Here is a 23,724-nt window from a genome sequence, read left to right on the forward strand (position 1 = left end):
CGCCAAATATGATGAGTACAAAACGCAGAATGCCGACCAATTCACCCCACAAATCAGGATATCTCGGCGATCCATTTGCACGACAGACGAAACCCGTCAATCGCGGAAAATCGTAACAAGAAGGGAAACGTGTTACCAACGGCGGGGCACGATTGATTCGCGGTGTCTTACAGATGCCGAAAAAGCCAACAGTCTGGAATTCGGCGGCGGACCACATTTTCGTCGAATTCAATCCAAGCAGCGAAGGCTTGGACCTTGACTTGTCGTCTCCAAAAGTGATAATTGTTGGCCACGACAATACACCTGGAGAGATGACAGAGCGGCCGAATGTGCCGGTCTCGAAAACCGGTGTACCCTTATGGGGTACCGAGGGTTCGAATCCCTCTCTCTCCGCTTGCTTCTTGAAGCTCACCATAAGCCGTTGCAACACAACAAGTTGCGACGGCTGTTTTTTCTTTGGCACGGTGAATTGTGCCAAGAATGTGCCAAGACTGCTGATCAAGGATGCTCAACGACCGCACCGGATCGCCGTCTTCGGGGTTTCAGAAGTCAATCGTTTTCCTCAGCGGAACGTCCGCCAGAGTTTCCAATGAAGTTCAGTCGGCTCATTTGCCGCTTCGCTTCTTCGTCATGCAAATGATAATAACGTTGGACCATTTCGCTACTGGAATGTCCCAGCCATCGCATCACGATTTGTTCGGGGACCCCGCTGCGGGGCTTCGTTTCGAGGACAGCCTTCAGGTCCGCGTGAATGGGAAACGTCCGGCTACGACCAGTCTTCGTCGTCCGACAAGTCTGACCACCGCAAGCTCGCCAGTTCCGATATCCGCAGCCCGGTTGTCACCAGGACAATGACAACATCGCGAAGCCAACGCAGGGATTCGTCGCGGTCACACCATCGGATACTTACCCCCTCCCTCTTCCGAGATAACGGAACGTCTATTTTGCAGAGTCGTTTGCCTCAAGGCAGTTCATGCTCCAAGAGGTAGCGGATTGCCTGCTGCCAGGCTTCAATTTCGGTTGGCCCCTCGCCGAGTCGGTCGGCAATTTCCTCGATACCTACCCCTTCGGACTGAAGGTCCGCGACGTCCATACGGAGATCATCGATCTGGTAGTGAGTAAACACCTTCAGTGCGGCAAGGGTGGCCGCAAGATGTTCGACCGACGCTCCCAGTTGCGTCTCTGGAACCTCCCGTTCCGATCGACTGACGCGAGGCCGCTGCAGCGAGCGGGCATTCGACCTGCCGACGCCAAGCAGCGAGAGCTTATACGCACCGAAAATCTTCCACCAAAGCTCGGGAGAGTACGGATGTCCTGTGACGAGTTGAAAAGCCGCTGCTTAATGGTTCTGAACGGTCAAAACGGATTCATTGAGTTCGCGGGAGATTCCGAGACTCCCGCCATTCAGTCACAAGATGATTGACAGCCTGACGAATTTGGTCGTTTGTCGCCTGTGGATTGACCGACACCAACGGTTCATCGAAGAGTTGATCGAGCCCTTCGGCTGTCGCGGATGACAGGTAATTTAATGCATAGACCCGCGGAGTCTCCGAGAATCGACTCGGCGGGTCACAGGCCATGACGAAGGGAGCCGCAAGCTCGGCAAGGGCCGATTCTGGTCGGTCACTGAGATCAACAGAACTTTGACGAGCGTTTCCATTTCGTAAGGGGGTTCACGAATGGATTGCAGATAGTCTTCGTCTTTGTCCAAATGATGCAGACACATCCGGCGGCGAGTGCGGCGGATCAGCGACTTGTCAATAATCCACGATCACCTCGACACGCTGTCTTCAACCGAAGTTGCCGGAACTTCGTGCTCAACACCAGTATCGTGACAGCGGGGCTTGTAGCCGGCACGTTCGTATCCCCTGAGGTCGTAGCTGGTAGTTGATTCTCACACCAGAGACTCGTTTCTCTGACTGATGGCGAAATTCGGCCCATCGATTGGTTTGTGGCGAAGACACCAGCTTCGTCGCTGACTGTGCTATGCGCGATTGGGCATGGATTTCCCTAGCTTCCGACCGGGGCGCTCCCCCGGCTGATCACAGTCTGCGACCTAGTGTGGTTGCGAGGTCCTTGCTCTAAAATAGTAGTCACCGGTCAGTGTTTGATTTCTCACGTCCAATAAACGCTGAATAAAGGTGTTTGACGCTTTCGCGGTAATTTTACAATCTCTGGCCCATACAGAAACATGCCTGACTCTCCCAAACATGGAAACGACAAACTAGGAATGGGCGGTCGTGGTGTCACGCGTCCCATGGCCGAACAGACAAGTCAGCATCATCACGAGGAGATGCAGAACGAAAGCGGGAGTCATGAGATGAGTCGTGACGACCGCCTAATGATGCTCAAGATGCATCACAAACAAACATTGTGGATCTATTGGACGTTGCCGCTGCTAGGCATCTGGATGGTGCTGGCTCCATTCACATTTGGTTACTTGAACGACGCTCTTTGGGTCAACCCCAGCGGCGGACGGGGGGTGTGGTTCTCAGAACAAACTCACACGGAACTGCGGGCGCAGTTGATGACTTGGAGTGACGTTGTCTCCGGGTTCTTGCTACTGGTCTTCGGTTATAGATCCCTGACACCCAATCGCCCCAAAAGCCTTTGGACTTGTTGCTTTCTTGGGGTATGGCTGACATTCGCGCCGATCGTGTTCTGGGCACCGACGGCTGCATCATATCTCAACAGTACCGTTGTCGGCATGCTATTGATCGCATTGACGATCCTGATCCCAGGAATGCCAAACATGATTATGTATATGCAGATGGGGCCGCCGGTTCCGCCCGGTTGGAGTTACAACCCATCGAGTTGGCCGCAACGTTGGATCATGATTGTGACGGGGTTTCTCGGTTTTGTCGTCTCTCGATATTTAGCAATGTTCCAGCTTGGCTATATCGATTGGGTATGGGATCCCTTCTTCGGGTTCGAAGCCGGGACCAAGCCGGTCCTCAATTCAAGATTGAGTCATAGCTTGCCAATCAGTGACGCTGGTTTAGGCGCGGTCTCGTATACCTTTGAATTCTTGATGGGCTATATGGGTAGCCCGTCTCGTTGGCGGACAATGCCTTGGATGGTGGCCTTCTTTGGCATTCTTGTGATACCTCTTGGCCTCACTCATATTGTCTTGGTCGTCTCACAACCGCTGATCGTGCATCATTGGTGCTTCTATTGTCTGATCGCCGCTTTGATCATGTTGCCCATGATCCCGCTTGAAGTCGATGAAGTCGTGGCGATGGGGCAACACATGATCGAAGCCAAGCGACGCGGCGACCGGGGCGGTTCGGTGTGGACCATCTTCTGGAAAGGCGGATCGGCAGAAGGCTGCACTAGCGACGAGCGTTCGCCGGAATTGATAGCTTTTCCGGAGAAACCTGGTCAAGTGTTTCGAGCCTCCATCTGGGGAATGAGTTTCCCATGGACGTTGATAGTCGCCAGTATGATTGGGATCGGACTCATGGCAATGCCATCTCTGTTTGGGGTCGGCATTCAAAGTGGCGATGCCGATCTCGGGCACTTTGGAGGCGCGTTGATCGTCACTGTCTCAGTCGTCTGTATGGGAGAGGTCCTTCGACTAGGACGCTATCTGAACGTGCTTCTGGGCATCGCGGTCGCTGGTTTGCCCTGGATCCTCGATGGAGGCTCAATCACTTATTCAATTACCTGCACCATTGCCGGTGTACTTGTTTTGCTACTGTCGTTACCGCGTGGCGTTAAGACGGAACAATACGGACTCTGGGATCCATACGTTCGATAGACGATCCCCGCACGTTGCAATCGCAATGTTCTATCCGGCGCGGGTGGATCGAACGGCACACGGAACACATAGGGTTTTCGAATCTTCAAGTTGGGCACCATGTCCTCTCAGTTCCGACATCCTCTTCGATGACCGGGACCGGGAGGAGATGTGATTTCAAAAAAGCGACTAGAGATGGTTTCATAACCCCGATTTTAGTGAACGCTATGGCAAGCGATTTGCATGCCGTTGCTGGTAAAAGGAGACACCAGCATGTTGATTTCCCTGTCTGCGTGGCCTCGGTTGGGCCGCAATCGCACAGGGTCCAGGACGGCCCCCAAACCATATCTCAATGACGGGCAATGGCTTTTGATCAATGACCTCTTTGAAGACCCGCTTCCTTCGGAACTCGGTGGGCGTCCGCGTGTCCCGCCGCGAGCCTGTCTGGAAGGTGTGTTGTGGGTCTTAGTTTCCGGTGCCAGGTGGAAAGATTTACCAGAACGATATCCCAGTCCTGCCACGTGCTGGCGGCGTCTGAAACAGTGGACCGAGTCCGGCGTGTTCGCAGCCGCTTGGACCAGGTTGCTGGGGCACATGGAAGATTTTCGGGACATCGACTGGGAGGAAGCCATCGGCGATGGCACCTTTGCCCCAGCAAAAAAAGGGGCGCCGCAGTCGGCAACACCAAGAAAGGCAAAGGCACCAAAATCATGCTGATGGTTGACGGCGTGGGCACACCGTTGGCAGTGACGATTGACAGTGCGAGTCGTCACGAAGTCCGGCTGATTGAACCGCTGATTGAGAACTGCAGGCTCCCGCGCAAGCCGAAGCGTCTGATGTACGATCGCGCCGCAGATAGCGATCCGTTGCGAACTCGGCTTGCGGCCGAGGAGATCGAATTGATCTGTCATCATCGCAAGAGCCGCAAGCGACCTCCGACTCAAGACGGTCGCAAAGCCAGACGCTTGGCCCGTCGGTATGTCGTCGAGCGCAGCATCAGTTGGCTGCAATTCAAACGTCGAATTGTCGTCCGCTGTGAACACTATGATCATCTATTTCACGGCTTTGTCCAACTCGCTTGCATGTTCACTATCATCAAATGGTTTTGAAACCACCTCTAGACTCTAATGGACGTATTCCGCAATCTTGCCCTTGAAGCCGTGCTTGATGATATCCCCGGCTTCCGGATCACCTTTGATGAGGCTCTTGAGCATGCCCATCGCCTGATCGAAGGTCGTGTGAGGCGGCAACGGCGGGACTTCCGGATCACATAGGGCATCAATGACAATCGGCCGGCTGGCGGAAAACGCATGTTCCCAGGCTGGCACGATGTCTTCAGTTCGCTCCACGCGGATGCCTTCCAGACCGATCATGTCCGCGAACGCCGCGTAGTTCATGTCCGGTAGAACTTGAGCGGCTTCGAATTTCGGGTCGCCCTCCATCACCCGCATTTCCCAGGTGACTTGGTTTAAGTCATTGTTGTGCACCACGAGCACGATGAACTGCGGATTATCCCATTCTTCCCAGTATTTGCGGACCGTTAGTAGTTCAGCCATACCGTTCATTTGCATGGCTCCATCGCCGACCAATGCGACAACCGGTTGGTTCGGATGGCAGAACTTCGCAGCAATCGCATATGGGACACCGCATCCCATTGTCGCCAGTGTTCCCGAGAGCGATGCTTGCATCCCTTTGCGAAGTTTCACGTCGCGGGCGAACCAGTTCGTGCCCGACCCCGAATCGGCCGTGACGATGCAGTCGTCTGGCAACAGCGGCGAGAGTTCCCAGAATACGCGTTGCGGGTTTACGGGGTCGGCACTTTGATGTGCTCGCTTCTCGATGATTTCGTTCCAAGTCTGGTTGTTCTTTTCGATGGTCTCCCGCCAAGAACGATCCTCCTTGCGATCAATGAACGGTAGCAACGCCTGCAAAGTACTCTTGGCATCTCCAACGAGGTTGAGTTCCATGGGATACCGCAGGCCGATCAACTTGCCATCAATGTCAATCTGAATCCCGCGAGCCTGACCGAACTTGGGCAGAAACTGTGCATAGGGAAAATTGGAGCCGATCATGAGGAACGTATCGCAGCCCATCATGAGTTCATAACTTGGGTACGTTCCTAACAAGCCGATCGAACCGGTGACGAAAGGCAAGTCGTCAGGCAACACGTCCTTACCTAAAAGGGCTTTGGCCACTCCGCCACCGGTTCTCTCCGCGAGTTCAATGACTTCATCGGCAGCGCTGCGAGCGCCCTGTCCCACAAGTATGCCGACTTTCTTCCCCCCATTGATGATTTGTGCGGCTTCGCGAATGGAAGCGTCCGGCGGCAACACACGCGGTTTGACCATGCCCAGACTCCCGGGGCTCATCTTGAATTTGTGCGGCGTTTCTTTGACCGCGTCAAGTTCTTGCACGTCGGCAGGGAAAATCAAACAGACCGGAGACCGCTCAGCGATCGCCGTCCGCATGGCTTGGTCGATCACTGCGGGCAACTGTTCTGGTGACATCACGGTTTGAACATAAGCCGTCACATCTTTGAACAGCGTCTGCAGATCGACCTCTTGCTGATAGTGCTCGCCCAAAGCCGTCCGAGGTTGTTGCCCCACGATCGCTAGTACAGGTTGATGATCGAGTTTCGCATCATACAAACCGTTGAGGGTATGAATCGCCCCCGGACCGCTTGTAGCGATACAAACGCCGACTTCACCAGTGAACTTGGCATGTCCACAAGCCATGAACGCCGACATCTCCTCATGCCGAGCCTGGACAAACTTCGGCTGATTATCGGCCCGCCCTAATGCACCCATGATCCCATTGATTCCGTCACCCGGGAATCCGTAAATCCGTTTAACGCCCCATTGCCGCAGACGTTCGAGTAGGAAGTCACCGACATTGTCAGCCATAAGTCATTCCTTTCAACCTTAGCGTGTCCACACAATGGATACCATCGGTCCGTTCTATTTCTGCTGGCAACCAAATCGTAAGCCAACGAACCTGACACGCCGATTCTGGGAACATATGTGTTCACGACAATGGGTAGGGTGCTGAGATACTGACGGGGGATCTCCCCTCTGGGACGTACTCGATAGCGCCAGCGAAAGGGGAGGGCGATAGCTCGACACACCAAGGCATGAGAAGCTTCAGGCCACAAGTTGCATTCGCAGAAAACAAGTAACTTGTCGAAGATTCCGGCATGCAAACAATCCAAACCTAGCTGAAAGTCAACAGACCTGAACCCAACTATCACTATTTCACACGCTGGTTTATTGGGAATCGCTCTGCGTCATCAGCGAACATTGCACTCCTCTGTCGGTCAGAAGACGAGAGAAAGTTAAAGAGTCCCGGTCTTTGAACGAATTGACGTCAGTACTTTGTAACTTCATAAGAAGACCAAATCATTGCTCGAAGAAACGCCGGTTTGTGGAACGCTTCGTAATGAAGTGAATCCGCTGGGGGCAGACATAATGACCGTAATACGGCCTGAGGGGGTGATCGTTGAGGAACCGGTTTGGTCGATGTCTGACCAGAATGAATCCACGGCGGCCATGCTCGAATATCCTTAAAATGTATCGCACCTCTGATGTGTCGATCTTTCTCAGCAGGCCCTAGACTTGGTGGTCAATTTAGGCTTACGGAATGGCTGATCGGGGCGTTTTCCTATGCGACATCAAGAAACCCCGACAATCTGCTACGGTAGTCGTTTGCCAGGCCGCCGTCGTGAGGTTTTGAAAGCAGTCTGTCAAATGGATTGAGGTCATGTATCGGCAGGAATGGGATTTGCGAGATAGACCAGTCGAGAGGTTGATCCGCATGGTTGTATTGATCGGTGGTGGGAAGAAACCCGAAGAAGGTTAGGAGCAAAACACCGGATTCTTCGGCGGCTTCTCATGCGAAGATTCTTCCTCGTTCGGCGTTTACTCGAGAAGCAAGTATCTAGAAGGGACTGCCAAATGGCAAATCATCTATGGACTGGATGCGGGATTTTGTTGGGGGCGGTGTCTTTGGCGATAGGTAGACCAGAGAATTCCGAATCATCGACAAAGCCCCAGGAGAAACCTCCCATACCGCAAGAGGCCGTCGCAGTCCTTCATCCCACACTAGGACAGAAAGTTCGCGGCGTGGTCCGACTGACGCAAACGAGCGATGGCGTTCGGGTCAAAGGATCGGTTCGCAATCTCACACCGGGAGAGCACGGGTTTCACATCCACGAGTTTGGTGACATGCGTGGTCGGGACGGCAAATCGGCGGGTGGACACTTCAATCCGAAGGGGGCAAAACACGGAGGTCCTGAGGATGCCAAACATCACGCAGGGGATCTCGGTAACATCACTGCTAATGATGATGGCGTGGCGAAGGTCGACAAGCTCGCCAAGGATTTGAAATTGCACTTCGTAATCGGTCGCTCGATCGTGGTGCACGGTGATGCGGATGATTTGAAGAGCCAACCCTCTGGAGATGCCGGGGAGCGCGTCGCTTTGGGCGTGATTGGTTTCGCAGATCCGTCTCGGCGTCCGAATAAAACCTCGCCAGCAGAGTAGCAAGTGCTTCCCTCGCCCCCTGTTCGTAATGATTTGTGTATGGCTAGAGTCCGGGCTGCCGGCACGGAGACCTCTTGGCAGCAATTGAAGAGGATTCCCATGCCTTGGTTTTCAAGTAGACGAAGATGCTTCTGAGGGACTCAACAGGGCTATTCCGATTCAAGATGGAAAGAAACGTCCAATGAAGATTCACGACATCATGACGCCCGCTCCTGCTGCGATCCGTAGCTCACCGACGCTCGGGATGCCATGCCCTCGCGACCCGTTGGTTGTCCGAGGACGACTCCGTCTAAGCCGTCACGAAAATGATGACGGACAAACGAATCCGACGACGTCTCGTTCGCAACAACCGAGGTATCACCGGGGTGGTGACTTTGGGCGATATCGTCGTCGGAACTCAGGATCAGGCTTTGTGCGCTAAGGCGATTGAAGGCATTTCGAAACCAACAACCCCGGCTCGCTAGCAGGCAGGAAGTTCGAGCGAAAGTTCAATCACGAACGACCAGCTAATAGCGGCTTGAATACGACCTTTTACAACTCCACTGAAATACAACTCGATCAAATCGATAAAGGTTTTCCACATGAGAAGTTTTTGCAATGGACTATTCGTGCTCGCTTTGCTCGCGGGCAGCGTTGGATGTACCGATCAGGCTCAGCTGAACCAAGCGAAAGAAGAATTACAGGAAGAGCAGACCGAAACTCAGGAAGCGGAACAGGCGGCTCGCGAGGATGGTGTTGTGACTCCTGACGAAGAAGCAGAGGTTGAGGAGGAACGTCGAGAAACGCAAGAAGCCCGTGGCGAACATGCCGAACAAAGCGGTGATCTCATCGAAGAGAAAACGGATTGATGACAACAGCCCGATCGACAATTCCGATGTTCAACACCAGAATCAATCAAACTAATAGGCCGATTCGATCAAAGTCATGAAAGGCGACTTGCCCGTGAGATTTCGAGCCACCTATGAAATCGTTTTTGTGGCATCCCTATTGTTCAGTTGTCTTGGCTGTGCCCCGGAAGGCGAAGTCGAAATCGAGGAGAAAGTTCCAGAGCTGAACAAACCTGCCAACGCACCAACAGAGACTGGTGAAATTAAAGACTAGCCGATTCTCGCACTATATGCGAAGGGAAGCGGTGATGTGTTTTTACAGTTCACGATGGATTGAGGTGTTTAATGTTTGTTGCTCCTTCAGTGAAGGTTTCCAGCTATAGTTGGCTAGTTGGTTTGGTCGCTTTCGCGATTCCGCAATTGTTGAGTGCTGACGAGATCGCAGAAGATTCTCAATACGCCGCTGTCGTCAGGATGACTGATGACCTCAAGTTCTCTCCGGCGGTGGTTACCATCCAGTCTGGAGAAATAGTGTTGTGGAAGAATGAACCATCAACAGTCGCCCATACTGTGACAGCCGATCCGAAGTTGGCCGAGACGTCCGAGAACGTACAACTCCCCAAAGGAGCCAGACCGTTCAACTCCGGCAAGATGGAAGCGGGCGATTCGTTCGCTCATCAATTCTCTATTCCGGGAACTTACCAATATATCTGTATTCCCCATGAACGAGCAGGCATGGTTGGCGAGATTTTCGTCAAGCCGAGTGCGGAGTTTCGGTCTGAAACGAAAGTTGCGGATGGCAGTTCGATACCTTTCGCGGAGGACGAGGCGGAGCAGAAAATGATCTTGGGCACGCACCGTCCGCCGCGTCCGGACGACTATCGCGAGGCAACAGGTTTCCGGAAATTCCTCTATTGGCTGGGGAATTTCCATCCAGCTGCAACCGATCTTCCGGTCGGAGCAATACTCGTGGCTTTCACGAGCGAAGTTTTGTTATTGGTTACTGGCAAGCCTATGTTTGGTGATATCACGCGTTTCTGCGTCTGGTTGGCTGGGCTGGCCTCTGTGGGAGTCGCTTTTGGTGGCTGGTGTCTGGCCGGTTTTCGATTCGACGACCTAAACCGGATATTGGATTCTCATCGCTGGTGGGGAACGGGAACCGCGCTTTGGCTCATTGTCACGATTGTATTTTCCGAAATCGCAGCCCGCAAAAAAAGCAATAGAGCACGTTGGCTGTTCCGGTCTGCACTTCTCGGGGCAGTCATCATTGTCGCTGTGACTAGCTTCTTTGGCGGCGCCATGATTTATGGTATCGACCATTATGCTTGGCCAACCTAGTGAGAGCCTGTAATGCCTACATGTCTTCGAATCTCTTTTGACAACCAACAAACTTCCGGCACTCGATCGGAGAATTCCCCTGAGCAAGTGCGTTTTGTTTCCCGGGATATATCCGGTATGGCAATGGTTTCAGTTTGCTAGTCGACGCGAGCTGACATCGCTTGAGATTCTTAGCACTCTTGTATTTTCTGTGACAGCGACATGGATGCGATATTTTGTTGTATATAGTTCAACTCATGTCTTTTAGAAACCGACTTATCGGATTTGCCTTGGGAATGGGCTGCAGTCTGACAGGGTGCCGAGGCCCTCAGTCAATGTTCAAGAACGCTGGGGAGGAGGCTGCAGCAATCGTCAAGCTGTGGTGGGTTCTCTTCGGCGTCGGGCTGTTCGTGACCTTAATTGTCGTTGGCATTCTCATTGCAGGATGCTTACGGAATTATCAGGAGCGGACACCTCCGGTCGCAGAACAGAACCTTCGGCACGCGCTGGTAATCGGCGTGTCGACTACTGTGATCCTGTTGCTTGGAATGTTGGTGGCAACACATATTTACTCGCAACCATTCGCGGGTGATTGGGAGGAATCGCCCACAATCTCTGTCGCGAAACATTCGCGTGATGCCTCGGCGAGCGACGCGGCGGAACCGGAGTACCAGAGCCTTACCATCGAGGTGACGGGGAAGCGTTGGTGGTGGTCAGTTGCGTACTTGAACGAGTCGGGAGATCGGCTTTTCGAAACGGCCAATGAAATTCACATTCCCGTCGGCGTGCCGGTGCGATTACGTCTAAGGTCCGACAATGTAATTCATAGTTTTTGGGTGCCTAGTCTCGGCGGGAAAGAGGATCTCGTCCCGGGCCGCACGAATTATCTCTGGCTTGAGGCTGGTCAACCTGGAGTTTATCGAGGACAGTGTGCGGAGTTTTGTGGACTTCAACATGCCAAAATGGCCTTTGACGTCGTAGCTGAAACATTGGAAGACTTCACAGATTGGGTGGCTGTCCAAGAAGCCTCGGCTCGGGAACCACAGACCGACATAGCCCGACGTGGTCGAGCGGTGTTTCGGGGATCAGCCTGTGCCAACTGCCATACCATTCGCGGTGTATCCTCTGTCGCACACGTTTCCTCTCAATCCTTGCGTGCCGTGGGACCGGACCTCACGCATCTGGCCAGTCGGCGGAGTTTGGCTGCAGGCACGCTACCCAATCGTCGCGGCCATCTTGGCGGATGGATTGCCGACCCGCAAAGCATCAAACCGGGAAACTTGATGCCATCGGTACCGCTGGCCGCCGAAGATTTTCATGCCCTGATGCACTACCTGGAGACACTCGAATAGTGGCAGAAGCACCCCCGCCAATCGATCAACTGACGAAAACCTGGCAGGCCCCGCCCGGCCTGTGGGGGTGGCTCAGGGTGGTCAACCAGACGAACATTGGCCTTCGCTACATCATCACCGCATTCGTCTTTTTTCTCGCTGCGGGTGTCCTCGGAGTCGTCATCCGCATGCAGCTGGCGGTTCCCGAGAACGATCTGATTGGGCCGGGCTTGTATAACCAAGTATTCTCGGTCCATGGCATCACGATGATGTTTCTGTTCGCCATTCCGATGGTCGAGGGTTTGGGCGTCTACTTAGTCCCCCTAATGATCGGCACGCGCGATTTAAGTTTTCCCCGACTGAGTGCATTTAGTTTTTTTGTATTTCTAATCGGTGGAGTTGTGTTATGGATTGCGTTCCTGATCGGATCGGCTCCCGATGCTGGTTGGTTTGATTACGTCCCTTTGGCACTGAAGGAATTCTCGCCATCACACCGGATCGACGTCTATGCCACTGTCATCACTTTTATTGAGATTTCGGCCTTAGCGGCCGCCGTCGAGCTGGTCGTGACTATCTTGAAACAACGGGCTCCGGGGATGTCGCTGTCAAAGACGCCTCCCTTTGTCTGGGCGATTCTAGTCACGGCGGTGATGATTATCTTTGCGATGCCCGGCGTCATTGTTGCGAGCGTCATGCTCGCACTCGACAGGATCGTGGATACCAAGTTCTTCTATCCCGATGCCGGTGGCGATGCCTTGTTGTGGCAACACTTGTTCTGGTGGTTTGGTCACCCGGAGGTCTATATTGCTTTTCTGCCGGCTGCGGGCGTTGTTTCCACGATTATTCCCGTCTTCTGCCGACGCCGATTGTTCGGTTACACCGCGGTGGTCTGTTCCATCGTGGCAACGGGGATGATTAGTTTTGGTCTGTGGGTCCATCATATGTTTACCGCTGGTCTGCCGACGCATGCCTCCAGCTTTTTCACTGCTGCTAGTTTAACGATCGCGATTCCATCGGGCATCCAGATGTTCGCTTGGATTGCCACCATTTGGGGAGGAAAGCCCGTCTTCAAGACGCCGTTCATATTCTGTTTAGGGTTCATCGCCATCTTTCTACTGGGCGGCATCACAGGAGTGATGGTTGCTACGATTCCTTTTGATAAGCAAGTGCACGACAGCTACTTTGTAGTCGCACATTTTCATTATGTACTTATTGGTGGCGTCGTGTTTCCACTTGTGGGGGGACTCTACTACTGGTTTCCCAAATGGAGCGGCCGATTGTTGTCGGAGCGACTTGGCAGGCTGAACTTCTGGTTGATGTTTGTCGGTTTCAATGTGTGCTTCTTTCCGATGCACCTGTTAGGTTTTCTCGGAATGCCGCGGCGAGTCTACACGTATCTGCCTGAACTTGAGTGGAACTCCCTCAACCTGTGGGCCACGATCGGCGCTTTCGTTTTGGCATTGGGTTTTCTGGTCTTTGTAATCAATGTGGTATGGAGTCTGAAGTTCGGTACTCAGGCGGGAGATAATCCCTGGGAAGCCGATACATTGGAGTGGTTCGCAGCCTCCCCTCCCGCTGCATTTAATTTCGAGGAAATTCCACGGGTGGCCAGCCTCAATCCCTTGTGGGACTCCCCGCAAGAACAACCGTCCGCGGCGACTCGCGGTATGCGTACCGACCGCCGCGAAGTCCTCGTGACCACCGTTGAGCAAGCCGACCCTCAAGCAGTGATTGTCTTACCGGGACCAACGATTTGGCCATTTCTTCTAGCCGTTGCGATCGCAATTGGTTTCATCGGAAGCATATTTCATCCCGTGTGGTTCGTAATCGGATTCTTTGCGACCATCGTGGCTGGCATCGGTTGGTTCTGGCCGCAAAGACCATGGGGGACGGGGAAAGACTAATGTCGAGCGAACTGATTGATGTCAGCACGTGGACTCGCTTTCACGCCGACAAGAAGCATCCATTTTGGTGGGGGATCCTTTGCCTGATCGTCATTGAGACGACGGTGGTGTTCGGGTTTCTCCTCAGTTTTTTCTATCTCTGGATTGTGAATACGGCTGAAGGCCGAATGGGATGGCCACCTGGGAACACCGACCCACCGGTGCTTTATCCAGGCATCAATACATTGCTATTGATAATCTGCTCGCTGGCCATGTGGTATGGCGGGGTGGTGATGGAACGCGGCAAGAATTGGATTTTCTTCTGGACCGTTGTCGTTTGTTGTATTGCTGGGGGTCTAGTCGCTTGGCTGCGATGGCTTCAATTTGCCGCATTACCATTCGCATGGAATGACAATGCCTATGCCGCTCTCGTATGGACGATGACTGGCTTTCACCTCATGCATGTGACCTCCGCGATCTTGGGCACCGCCGTGATCGGCTGGTTCGCAGCCAAAGGATTCTACACCGAACAACGACGCCTTGGCGTTCAAGTCGACACGATCTATTGGTATTTCGTTTCTGCAATCTGGATTCCAATTTACATCGTGCTCTATTGGATACCGAGATGGACCTAGAAACATGAATATGGAAGAGCAGAGCCAACACCGTGAACTATTACTTTGGACGGCACTCATTGCTCCAGCGATTGGCTGGTTTGTACAATTGACGGCCAATTATACGCTTGCCGCATACGCATGTGTAAACGATCGTATGTGGATACTGCATACGATCAGTCTCGTCGCAATAGCGCTTGCGGGAATCGGAATCTGGAGCGGCTGGCGATGTTGGCGTGTCGGCTACCAACCGCGTCGTGAACCGGAACGCGGTACTGTATTCTATACGGAAGGATCATTACTGCTAGCATTGATGTTTCTACTCGGAATCCTAGCTAACGAACTTTCCAATTGGTTACACAATCCATGCCTATAATAGTTCGACTCAAGAAACGATACGCACTGCGAATGCTAGTCGTCGGATTTCTGCTTTTCTCTCTTTCCGCATGTAACTTCGGGGATGACGAACTGTTGCCTAGCAATTCTCCTCAAGCACAGGCCGATCACGGACAGACACTTCTGTTTGCCTACGGCTGCGCCACTTGCCATACAATCTCAGGGATTTCAGACAGTCCTGGCAATATTGGACCGCCGCTGACCGATTGGAAACGCCGAAAGTATATCGCGGGTCAGTTGCCCAATGAACGAGAGATGTTGATCCGTTGGCTGATGGATCCGCAAGAAGTGGAACCCGGCACAGCGATGCCGGATTTGGGTGTAACTGAAGACGATGCCATTGATATGGCGGCCTACCTATACAATCAATGGGAGATACAGCCATGAAGACAAGATGGATCGTGCTCGCAACACTGAGTGGCGCGTTAGTGCTAGGCGGTCTCGGAGCGTTTCTGTTTCTTCATTCGGGTCTCTACAATATCGGAGCAATCCACCAGCATCTTCAGATGGAGCGAACGCTGATTCTGACCCTCAAACGGAACTCGGTCGAAGCCCACGCCCAGAATCTTGAAGTGCCCGAACTCAACAAACCGCAGTTAGTCCGTCGCGGCTTTGTACTTTATCGCAAAAACTGTGTGGCTTGTCACGGGGGACCAGGCGAGCCCCGCTCTCGCATTGGCATGGGGCTCAACCCGAATCCTCCTCCATTGGAAAAGGCGGCCGATCGATGGACATCAGCCGAAATCGCGTGGATTATCACACACGGACTTAAAATGGCCGGTATGCCAGGGTTCGCGATGGGCGAAGAACCCAAAGATCTCTGGGCCATCACAGCGTTCGTGATGAGGCTCAATACGCTCACTCCCGCCGAGTATCATGACATGCTGGCTGCCACAGAGGACGACGGTGCGAGTGAAGAAGTCGCTTGGTTGGCTCCTGAACAAGGTTGGCAAAAGTTGGCAGACGAGGGAAATAAGAGCCGAGGCAAGGATTTGACTCGCAAGTATGGTTGTGGAACTTGCCACCAGATTCTCGGCATCAATGGAGCCAACGGCGCCGCGGGGCCGCCACTAACGAATTGGGGAAAACGTCATTACATCGCCGGCACACTGAATAATTCCCCACGTCACCTCGTGACTTGGCTGAGAAATTCTCAAGACGTCGAACCGGGAACTGTCATGCCGAATCTCAACATTCCGGAAGACGATGCTTGGGATATCGCCGCTTATCTCCTTGCACTTGGTCGCGACGACTAGACCGTATTACGGTCTTCTGTGTCCGCGGTGAGCGCGTAACGTCCAGTGTTTTACTGACGTCCACGAGACAGAACCCGCCACGGTGGAACGTAAACTGCTCTAGGAGTCACCACAGTCTTTTGTCCCCATCGGTTGGTCAGGACGGATAGATAGTTGCATACCTTAATTTGTCTTGATGAACGTTTCCGGAGCCTGTAACTGTTCGGGATGTTCCTTAGCAAGTCGAACATATTCGTCAATGCAGGGTGGACAGCAGAACTGATAGACGTCTCTGTTAATGACCCACGTGCAGTCGGGATTGGCTTTGGTTTGAGTGACAGGGCAGATCGTATCGCCGGGTTTGGGACGCGGATCGTGCTTTGGCTTGAAGCTGCGATACTTCTGCGATGCCGTCGTGTGACCGTTTCTGCGGATATCTTCCCATGTATACTTTCCCGCGGGTGACAAGTAGAGGTCTCGGGCTTCCTGCTCACTCACGCTGCCAGGCATTTTGACTCCGTGATCCGTCAACTCGAAGATAGCGTGATAGCGATGTCCCCGGATATGGAGGTTCGGAATTGTTGCGGAGATTGCAGCATTCATGTCCTTCGATGAAAGCGTGCCTGAAAAACACGACGTCGTTCCCGGTGGATCACCCGGTTGTGGAGCCGGATTGAGAGTGATCGTCTCCTGACTGTTTTGCTGATCGGCTTTGAAATGGGCGGTTAGGTTTTGTTGATCGACCGCGAAAACTTGTGTTGGGTCCGCACCGAGTGTGTAGAGTCGGATTCGGCCATCGTCTTCCATGACGAGGTCTAAGTGATAACGTCCCTCTGCGAGGGAAAGCCGTGGCACTCCCGACCCAACTGGGGGATGTTCATCGGCCACTTCATACTGATCACTTGGGAAGAAGCGTGTGAGGATCCATAAACTCAGTAGTAGGCTGGCAACCAGAGGGAGTCCAATCCTTTCTAACACTGGGGCACGAGGGCGGCTCATTGTGAACTCAGACACCTTGGGATTCGAATCGTGGTTGCTGTAGCCGGTAGGCCAACAGAATGGCACCGACCAATCCGTACATCATCGCTCCCGGCATCCACATTAGGAAACCGGCAATTTGCTGATCTTCGAGGGGTGTCAATCCCCAGGCCAAGGAGCGTTGTTCATAAGCGGGATACCACACCTGGGGGGAGAGTGCCATGAAAACTCCCAGAGCCATCGTGTGCAGCAATGTCGTAAATAGGTAGATCACGCTGGCTCCCCAACTCAAACGCCGCCGACGATCTAGGTCGAGCAGAACCCGCCAAAACAGGAGAGCACTCAAGAAAAACGACAGATGTTGCAGGTCATGAATGGCAAGGTGAGTCAATGCCACTTCATAGAATCGAGGTAGATGCCACAACCACAAGATTAAAGCCTGGACCGACCATGCAAACAATGGATTCTTGGAAGCGGCGGAGAGCTGCCGGCCGAACCGGTAACGACGCCACCAATTGATTCGCCGTCGCCAAAATCTTGGCAAACCGAAGAACATCATCCGGGCCGATGCCCCCAAGACAAACAGCGGAGCCGCAACCATCATCAACAAGAGATGTTGCAGCATGTGCCCGCTCACAAGTTGCTCGCTGAGCACATCAAGGGGCGTGACGAGGGCCAGAACAATTGCTAGCACGCCGCCAGCAAACGCCAGTCGCTGGTGTAGCATCTTGGTCGGAAATTGATTCGTGCGGCCGAGTTGATCGAGTTCTCCCCGACGGTATAACCAGACGATGACGAGAAGGTTGAGTAAAAGGACGGGATCGGTATTCCAAGTTTCGAGAGCTTGCTCTGGTGGAATGTCTCCTCCTACATCGGCACGGGCCGTCGTCGGTACGCCGAACAAGAGCCAAATCGCGAAACCTAGTGCCTTGCCAAGGCTTTGATTTGGGATGCATCTTGACATAATCCGCTCCGTTGTCGCTCCATGCGACTGGAGCAATTTAAAACATTGGAGTCGCCCTTCTACTAGTCTGGCATATCGCATCTGTCGTCGTCGAATCCTCCTTGAACGGTGAATGTTCGGCTGCAGCCTCTTCAACAACATCTTGTCCAAATCTGTCAGCCCATGTCATCCATTCTATAGACTTGGGAGTCAGAACATAAACCGTATCGCACTCGATGAGCGACTTTGCTGGGCGCAGCGTTTGCAGCCAGCACCAACGGGTATATCACCAAACAAACTTGGTTTGTTAGACAACCCGAGGCCTCAAGGGCTTGGTGTCTTGGCACCGAGGTGGTGGCTTTGGGACCAATTCGAAATCAGAATTAGAAACGAGTCATGCGATATATGGCAATTCTTCAATCTGGTCTGGATCGAGGATTTTCCGACCGACGGTTTGTGCTGGGGCGATCGATAGGCTTCTCTCTTTGCAGTGAAGATGCACCTCCCCCAGGCTTGCAACAGCCCCCCGCTCAGTTCAACTCCGATCGTCCGACTCACTGCAGACCTTCACCGGATGGAACCCCATGATGCGGCTGATTTCATTCCAGCACTTGCCGTTGGTGATGAACGTAGCAATTTTTGCCGCAGCCGCCGCTGTGATTTGGCTAGCCGGCTTTCGATTGTCGATCTATGCCGATGCGATCGCGGAACGCAAACAACTCGGTCGGGCCTTTGTGGGCACGTTGTTGCTGGGAGTGGCAACCTCATTACCGGAGATCGCCACAAGCATCACCGCGGCGTCTCTGGGAAACGCGACACTCGCGGCCAGCAATTTGATGGGCGGTGTGGCCACACAAGTCGCGGTGCTCGCCGTGGTCGATTGGTTCTTTGTACGCGGTGCGTTGACGTTCTTTTCTCCGAAACCGGTTCTATTGCTCAGCGGTGTGCTCTTGATGATGCAGATTTCCCTCGCGTTGGCCGCCATGGCCGCTGGGGAGTTCTTCTCGCTGCTGGGAATTGGTCTGTGGCCGGCGATCTTGCTGGGCACTTATGTCATGTTTGTGTTTTCGCTTTATCGGTACGAAGGGCGGGACCGATGGGCCGCTGTGGATATTCCGGATGCGGCTTATGAGGAGCAGGTCTCGCAGATCGACCAGAGCCGATACCAAGACTTCGCGTTCGCTCAACTCGTGTTTCGGTTTCTGTTTTACGCTGGTCTGATCGTGATTGCGGGTTGGGCAGTCTCGACGAGCGCCGATGCACTGGCGGAACAGACGGGTCTGGGAAGCGGATTCGTGGGGGCCACCATACTGGCCATTGCCACATCCCTTCCGGAAATCAGCACGACATTGGGAGCCGTGCGGGTCGGTGCCTACACGATGGCGATTGCCAACATTTTCGGCACCAACACACTCGAAGTCGGTCTTCTGTTTGTTGCGGACATCGCCTACCGCGACGGCTTGATGATCGAACAAGTCGATCGAGCGGCCCAGTTCGTGGCTGCACTCGGTGCCCTGGTGACGGGAATCTATCTTTGGGGGCTGCTAGAACGCCAAAACAATACCATCCTTGGTATGGGTGTGGACTCCGCCCTCGTACTCGTGGCTTGGCTCATAGGAATGATCGGACTGCATTTTCTTACCTAGTGGTTGTACAAACCTGTCAACTCAGTTTTCGACAACCACTAGCGAATAGTCGCCGAGCGTCGACAAGGATATTCTCACTTACGAAGTCGATAGAAACCGGTACGTCTACAGAGCGCGAGTGACTCGGCAGCGATGGGCTTCGACGCGACAGATCTCACGATGACATTCAATTTCCTTGTGGGCATGACGTTCCGCGGAACGTGTGTGGCTGCCATGATCTTGCTGCTAGTCTTGATTTTGCGGAATCAGATTCGCCCACAGATTCGGTACCTCATTCTTTTCCTGGCTGTTCTACGACGTGCAGTGCCGATTGTTCGGACAAGCGGACTCAGTCTCTTCAACGTGAGTTCACAGACTTGATTTGCAACCGACAAGACTCAAGAACCGATTCGTACGGTTGCGTCCTCCGTGAAACAAAACGTGGCTCCGTCTAGCAAACCGTCGGTTGCTGAACCGTTTTCAGACCCTGACTCAGTCGTAGCCACAACTCTACCTGCTAAGGACACAATCGAACCACCATCAAACGACGAAATTGCCTCCTCGGATCCCCCGATCGATGTAATTCAGCGACGAGAACTCAACGCACCAATCGTCCTCGCCAGCCAAGATGTTCCGTTTTGGCAGGTCATTCTGCTCGCGATTTCTTGTTTGGGCACTGGGTTGATCTTGTGTCGAACTTTCGTCGCGACGAGACGGTGGAAAACCATCCTCGCTCGTGCCACGTAGAACTCCATCTTTCAAGCCTCCGCGAACGAGTTACTGAAGGAAATGACCGTCCGGCGGCCGGTGCGTGTCGTCACATCGTACGACCGCGATCAGCCCGGCCTTTCCGGAATTTTAAGGCCGGTCATCGTTCTTCCCCTGTGGTTTCGCGAACTATCCGCTAGAGATGCCCGGCTACTTCTGCGACACGAATTGACTCGTCTGCGACGGTTCGATGATTGGGTGATTCGATTCTCGCATCGACGATGCCGAGGGCTCGAGCATGACTTTCATCCAGCCGGTTTGTCGATCATCGAAAGTCTGATACGCATCAATTGCTGACGTCATAGGCTCGTCATGTGTCGGAATCAATGTGGGACGCACCGCAACACCACGCACGAGTTCCACGATGTGGGGACTGTAGCGGCGATGGTGACAATTCCCCATTTTGATGGTGAGGTTTCTCATCATCGCTCGGCCGATTGGGAAGGTTCGGTGTGTCGGTGGATACACGTCAATGACGCCTAGAGTGCCTGCTTCCGCCAGTGAGCCGATCACAATGGGAGATTCGTCGCGGGCCATCCCCGACCGTTATTGGGGAGTTCTCCCGTACCCTGTGACAATGCGATCTTTTACGGTGAGGCAACATCTCGCTTCCCTGTGGGGCGAGGCCTGCTTGAACCCTTGCTAAAGGAGACCGTACGATGACGGACCGCGACCGACAGGAACTGACCCGTCGAGGATTTTTGGCGGCCACCGGAAGTGGATTGGCCGCGGGAGCCGCCCACGCAGCCCAAGATTCTCAAGAGGGGCAAGATCACGGTGACGACGAGCGAACGGTGGAACTGGACAACCCGCAAGTCGGGCAGCCGGTGAGTCAAACCGCTCGGGCTCAAGACGGTCAGCCGGTGGTTCCTGGGGCGTCTCCAAAAAAGCTCGGCTACTGTATTGTCGGACTGGGCAAGTTTGCTGTGGGGCAGATTCTGCCAGCTTTCAAAGAATGCCAACATGCCAAGCCGGTGGCTGTCGTCAGTGGCGACCGCAAGAAAGCCGAGGCCATCGCCAATCACTACGGCATCCCGCAAAAAGGCATCTATAACTACGACAACTATGATTCCATCCGGGACAATCCCGACATTGATATTGTCTACATCATCCTGCCGAACGCTCTGCACGCCGAGTACACCATCCGCGCCCACGAAGCCGGCAAGCACGTTCTCTGTGAAAAGCCGATGGCTACGACCGTTAAAGACTGCGAAGAAATGATCGCAGCTGCCAAGAAGGCGGACAAGAAGTTGATGATCGCCTATCGCGTTCAATACGAACCGTACAACATGCAGGCCATCGAGTGGTCTCGCGAAGAGAAGTATGGGCCGATCAATTTCATTGTGTCGGATACGGTCCTCGATGTGGGTGGCCCGAATCAGTGGCGGCTGGACCCGGCGCTTGCCGGTGGCGGTTCGCTGGTCGACATCGGCATCTATAGCCTTAACGCCACCCGCTACTTGACCGGCGAAGAACCGGTCGAGATCAACGCCATCGCTTACCAAGACAAGAGCGATCCCCGCTTCACCGAAGTCGAACAACGAATCGCTTTTCAACTCCGATTCCCGAGCGGCGTGCTGGCGAATTGCACCTCTGCTTATGGCACCCATCAGGTGAACCGCTACATGGTGATGTGCAAAGAGGGATGGTACAAGCTGGACCCGGCCACGACGTACACCGGTCATCGCCTATTCCACGGCACTCAAGACCGCGAGGAACAACTCTTCCTGCCGCACGTCAGTCACTTCGCCGCCGAGATGGATCATCTGTCGCAGGCGATCAAGAACAATCAACCGGTCAAAACACCAGGCGAGGACGGGCTCAAAGACGTGAAATACATCCGCCAAATCTATGAAGCCGCCCGCACGGGAAAAACAATTAAACTGAGTTCCTAATGCCTTGGAGATCGTTCAAGAATCGAGCCACCGCGTATGGCTGACCAAAATTTACCGTTGCTGCGAATCTTTGAGAACTGCGGTGAGCCGAAATTGGTCTTCGGAAATCGGAGAACTCAGCTCCGGTCTTGCAAGTGTTGGCTCGGCGAGGAAGGGTGGAGCGGTTCGTTTCGCCGCACTGGTACCAGTTGTCGTTTGATGTCAGCCACAAACAGATCACCATGGCTGGGGCCGTCGTCGACCAGCGGAGCAATCAGTCCTCGCGTCGCCAACCTGGCGAGGATCGACACCTCCTTGCATTCGTCGGCAGCGATAGCGATCTTCCCGGATGTCTTCTCGGTCCTGCTTGGCCGCCGTCTTGTCCTGTTCGCTGTACTCCTGCTTCACTCGCCGAACCCACGACTGGCTGCAACTGTACTTCAACGCAATCGCCTTGGTTCCCATCGCCGCCTCGGCATCCGCGAGAACCTCCACCGCCGCCCCGTGGTAGACAACATCGACCAACTCCCTCATGACAAACGGAACATTGATCAGAACAACGACTTCAATGTCACGGCGCAGGGGCTGAACGAAACGCGCTCTAACCGCAAATTCTGAGAAAAATTGCCACAACCGCTTGACCAGGGTTTTTCGGTTGCCTACCGTGTAGATGCACTTTTTGTGCAAATACATTCTCAGTCCAAGTGCCAATGAATCACTTATGCTGCGAACGCAGGGTGACTGGGAGTAGTATCCTTCTGGACAACCGTCGAGGCCGTCATTCGCGACACGTGGCGGTCAGTTCATGCGGGTCGTGATTCATTCTCAATCGGATGGAGCAATTCTTGTGGTGACGAAGCTTGTCAACGGGAAGTCTGGGCGGTCGGTGAAGACGGCCGGGTTTACGTTGATTGAATTGCTAGTCGTGATCGCGATCATCGCTGTGCTGTTGGCGCTTATACTTCCGGCTGTTCAGAAGGCGCGTGAGGCTGCGCGGCGGACCCAATGCGCCAATAATTTGAAGCAGATTGGGATCGCCATTCATCAGTTTTGCGAAACGAACAAGGGTGACTTCCCAATCTCGGCACACGCGACGTCTGACCTGGAATCCACCTGGATCTACACGCTGGGGCCGTATCTGGAAAATGTCGACAAGATCCGCATTTGTCCCGAAGACCCTCAGGGTCAAGAACGCATGGAGAACAAGGGCACGAGCTATGTCCTGAACGAATACCTGTGTGTGCCAGGAGACAATGCAGCGTTGAAGCTCAACCACATCCAAGCCACCTCGCGAACCATCATCGTCTTCACCGGTTCGGATGCCAAAGGGACGGCGACAACCGAGGACCACACCCACTCCCGAAATTGGTTCAAGACGCCCACTAGTCAGACGTGGAGTCGGATTCTCGTCGATATCCAGCCCGACCGATTCAGCGGCGCCGCGCCCGGCACGCCCGCGGACCAGCGGACGTCGGGCTATGCGAACTACCTGTTTGTCGATGGCCACGTTCAGTTAATTCCCGCCTCCACCGTCAAGCAGTGGGCGGATGAACAGACGAACTTTGCACTTCCGAATGGATGTCCGCAAGTGGAATGACGAAAGACGGAACGGATGCAGCCTAACAGCAGGATGCCGCAAAGACGTTGATTGCATCA

22 protein-coding genes, 1 tRNA gene and 1 pseudogene are annotated in these 23,724 nt (G+C 53.8%); 17 read left to right on the plus strand and 7 right to left on the minus strand.

Features of this window, described 5'->3' with window-relative positions:
• Positions 1-305 precede the first annotated feature (305 nt).
• Positions 306-393 (plus strand) — tRNA-Ser (locus tag G6R38_RS13000).
• 568 nt (positions 394-961) lie between these two features.
• On the opposite strand, the gene G6R38_RS28245 is transcribed toward G6R38_RS13000, so the two are convergent.
• On the minus strand, positions 962-1,093 hold the full coding sequence (locus G6R38_RS28245) for a hypothetical protein (RefSeq protein ID WP_261345381.1): 132 nt from the start codon (positions 1,091-1,093) through the stop codon (positions 962-964).
• Positions 1,094-1,367: 274 nt separating this feature from the next.
• The gene (locus tag G6R38_RS13005) at positions 1,368-1,580 is read right to left on the minus strand and encodes a hypothetical protein (RefSeq protein WP_166825771.1); all 213 of its coding nucleotides are present in this window, start codon (positions 1,578-1,580) and stop codon (positions 1,368-1,370) included.
• A gap of 611 nt (positions 1,581-2,191) precedes the next feature.
• On the opposite strand from G6R38_RS13005, the gene G6R38_RS13010 reads away from it, so the two are divergent.
• From G6R38_RS13010 to G6R38_RS13020, 3 genes are all read left to right on the plus strand, one after another.
• Entirely contained in the window at positions 2,192-3,760 is a 1,569-nt protein-coding gene (locus G6R38_RS13010) for a vitamin K epoxide reductase family protein (RefSeq protein WP_206028565.1), read from the plus strand.
• 252 nt (positions 3,761-4,012) lie between these two features.
• Complete coding sequence (locus tag G6R38_RS13015) at positions 4,013-4,456, plus strand: transposase (RefSeq protein ID WP_166825774.1); 444 nt, start codon at positions 4,013-4,015, stop codon at positions 4,454-4,456.
• Complete coding sequence (locus G6R38_RS13020; RefSeq protein WP_166824225.1) at positions 4,450-4,848, plus strand: transposase; 399 nt, start codon at positions 4,450-4,452, stop codon at positions 4,846-4,848. Before G6R38_RS13015 ends, G6R38_RS13020 begins: the two co-directional genes overlap by 7 nt.
• Positions 4,849-4,863: 15 nt before the next feature.
• Here G6R38_RS13020 and G6R38_RS13025 read toward each other — a convergent pair whose 3' ends face one another.
• Positions 4,864-6,642 carry a thiamine pyrophosphate-requiring protein gene (locus tag G6R38_RS13025; RefSeq protein ID WP_166825779.1) on the minus strand — a complete coding sequence of 593 codons (1,779 nt, stop codon included), beginning with the start codon at positions 6,640-6,642 and terminating at the stop codon, positions 4,864-4,866.
• Between the two features lie 1,047 nt (positions 6,643-7,689).
• On the opposite strand from G6R38_RS13025, the gene G6R38_RS13030 reads away from it, so the two are divergent.
• From G6R38_RS13030 to G6R38_RS13070, 9 genes are all read left to right on the plus strand, one after another.
• On the plus strand, positions 7,690-8,277 hold the full coding sequence (locus tag G6R38_RS13030) for a superoxide dismutase family protein (protein WP_166825783.1): 588 nt from the start codon (positions 7,690-7,692) through the stop codon (positions 8,275-8,277).
• Between the two features lie 581 nt (positions 8,278-8,858).
• The gene (locus tag G6R38_RS13035) at positions 8,859-9,125 is read left to right on the plus strand and encodes a hypothetical protein (protein WP_166825787.1); all 267 of its coding nucleotides are present in this window, start codon (positions 8,859-8,861) and stop codon (positions 9,123-9,125) included.
• 76 nt (positions 9,126-9,201) lie between these two features.
• On the plus strand, positions 9,202-9,378 hold the full coding sequence (locus G6R38_RS13040) for a hypothetical protein (protein WP_166825790.1): 177 nt from the start codon (positions 9,202-9,204) through the stop codon (positions 9,376-9,378).
• Between the two features lie 71 nt (positions 9,379-9,449).
• Positions 9,450-10,442: a plastocyanin/azurin family copper-binding protein gene (locus G6R38_RS13045; protein WP_166825793.1), complete on the plus strand. Its 993-nt coding sequence runs from the start codon at positions 9,450-9,452 to the stop codon at positions 10,440-10,442.
• A gap of 314 nt (positions 10,443-10,756) precedes the next feature.
• Entirely contained in the window at positions 10,757-11,773 is a 1,017-nt protein-coding gene (gene coxB / locus G6R38_RS13050) for a cytochrome c oxidase subunit II (protein ID WP_166825797.1), read from the plus strand.
• Positions 11,665-13,656 carry a cytochrome c oxidase subunit I gene (ctaD, locus tag G6R38_RS13055; RefSeq protein ID WP_166825800.1) on the plus strand — a complete coding sequence of 664 codons (1,992 nt, stop codon included), beginning with the start codon at positions 11,665-11,667 and terminating at the stop codon, positions 13,654-13,656. Before coxB ends, ctaD begins: the two co-directional genes overlap by 109 nt.
• Complete coding sequence (locus G6R38_RS13060) at positions 13,656-14,270, plus strand: cytochrome c oxidase subunit 3 (RefSeq protein WP_166825803.1); 615 nt, start codon at positions 13,656-13,658, stop codon at positions 14,268-14,270. The genes ctaD and G6R38_RS13060 overlap by 1 nt, the downstream gene beginning before the upstream one ends.
• A gap of 345 nt (positions 14,271-14,615) precedes the next feature.
• The gene (locus G6R38_RS13065) at positions 14,616-15,032 is read left to right on the plus strand and encodes a c-type cytochrome (protein WP_166825806.1); all 417 of its coding nucleotides are present in this window, start codon (positions 14,616-14,618) and stop codon (positions 15,030-15,032) included.
• On the plus strand, positions 15,029-15,901 hold the full coding sequence (locus tag G6R38_RS13070) for a c-type cytochrome (RefSeq protein WP_166825809.1): 873 nt from the start codon (positions 15,029-15,031) through the stop codon (positions 15,899-15,901). Before G6R38_RS13065 ends, G6R38_RS13070 begins: the two co-directional genes overlap by 4 nt.
• Positions 15,902-16,063: 162 nt before the next feature.
• On the opposite strand, the gene G6R38_RS13075 is transcribed toward G6R38_RS13070, so the two are convergent.
• Both G6R38_RS13075 and G6R38_RS13080 read right to left on the minus strand, forming a co-directional pair.
• Positions 16,064-16,879: a hypothetical protein gene (locus G6R38_RS13075; protein ID WP_166825814.1), complete on the minus strand. Its 816-nt coding sequence runs from the start codon at positions 16,877-16,879 to the stop codon at positions 16,064-16,066.
• A gap of 7 nt (positions 16,880-16,886) precedes the next feature.
• Positions 16,887-17,822, minus strand: a complete 936-nt coding sequence (locus tag G6R38_RS13080) for a cytochrome c oxidase assembly protein (RefSeq protein ID WP_166825817.1) — start codon at positions 17,820-17,822, stop codon at positions 16,887-16,889.
• Positions 17,823-18,385: 563 nt separating this feature from the next.
• Here G6R38_RS13080 and G6R38_RS13085 point away from each other — a divergent pair.
• Both G6R38_RS13085 and G6R38_RS28440 read left to right on the plus strand, forming a co-directional pair.
• Positions 18,386-19,447, plus strand: a complete 1,062-nt coding sequence (locus G6R38_RS13085) for a sodium:calcium antiporter (protein WP_206028567.1) — start codon at positions 18,386-18,388, stop codon at positions 19,445-19,447.
• Positions 19,448-20,215: 768 nt separating this feature from the next.
• A pseudogene (locus G6R38_RS28440) lies at positions 20,216-20,335 on the plus strand (hypothetical protein); the annotation flags it as partial.
• Between the two features lie 9 nt (positions 20,336-20,344).
• On the opposite strand, the gene G6R38_RS28025 reads toward G6R38_RS28440, so the two are convergent.
• On the minus strand, positions 20,345-20,731 hold the full coding sequence (locus G6R38_RS28025; RefSeq protein WP_240928185.1) for a hypothetical protein: 387 nt from the start codon (positions 20,729-20,731) through the stop codon (positions 20,345-20,347).
• Positions 20,732-20,853: 122 nt separating this feature from the next.
• On the opposite strand from G6R38_RS28025, the gene G6R38_RS13095 reads away from it, so the two are divergent.
• Entirely contained in the window at positions 20,854-22,089 is a 1,236-nt protein-coding gene (locus G6R38_RS13095; RefSeq protein WP_166825827.1) for a Gfo/Idh/MocA family protein, read from the plus strand.
• 216 nt (positions 22,090-22,305) lie between these two features.
• On the opposite strand, the gene G6R38_RS13100 is transcribed toward G6R38_RS13095, so the two are convergent.
• Positions 22,306-22,602, minus strand: coding sequence for a hypothetical protein (locus tag G6R38_RS13100; protein WP_166825831.1), 297 nt, complete (start codon positions 22,600-22,602; stop codon positions 22,306-22,308).
• Positions 22,603-22,954: 352 nt separating this feature from the next.
• On the opposite strand from G6R38_RS13100, the gene G6R38_RS13105 reads away from it, so the two are divergent.
• On the plus strand, positions 22,955-23,665 hold the full coding sequence (locus tag G6R38_RS13105; RefSeq protein WP_390881397.1) for a prepilin-type N-terminal cleavage/methylation domain-containing protein: 711 nt from the start codon (positions 22,955-22,957) through the stop codon (positions 23,663-23,665).
• Positions 23,666-23,724 lie beyond the last annotated feature (59 nt).

It is taken from the genome of Thalassoroseus pseudoceratinae, assembly GCF_011634775.1.
Taxonomy (GTDB): domain Bacteria; phylum Planctomycetota; class Planctomycetia; order Planctomycetales; family Planctomycetaceae; genus Thalassoroseus; species Thalassoroseus pseudoceratinae.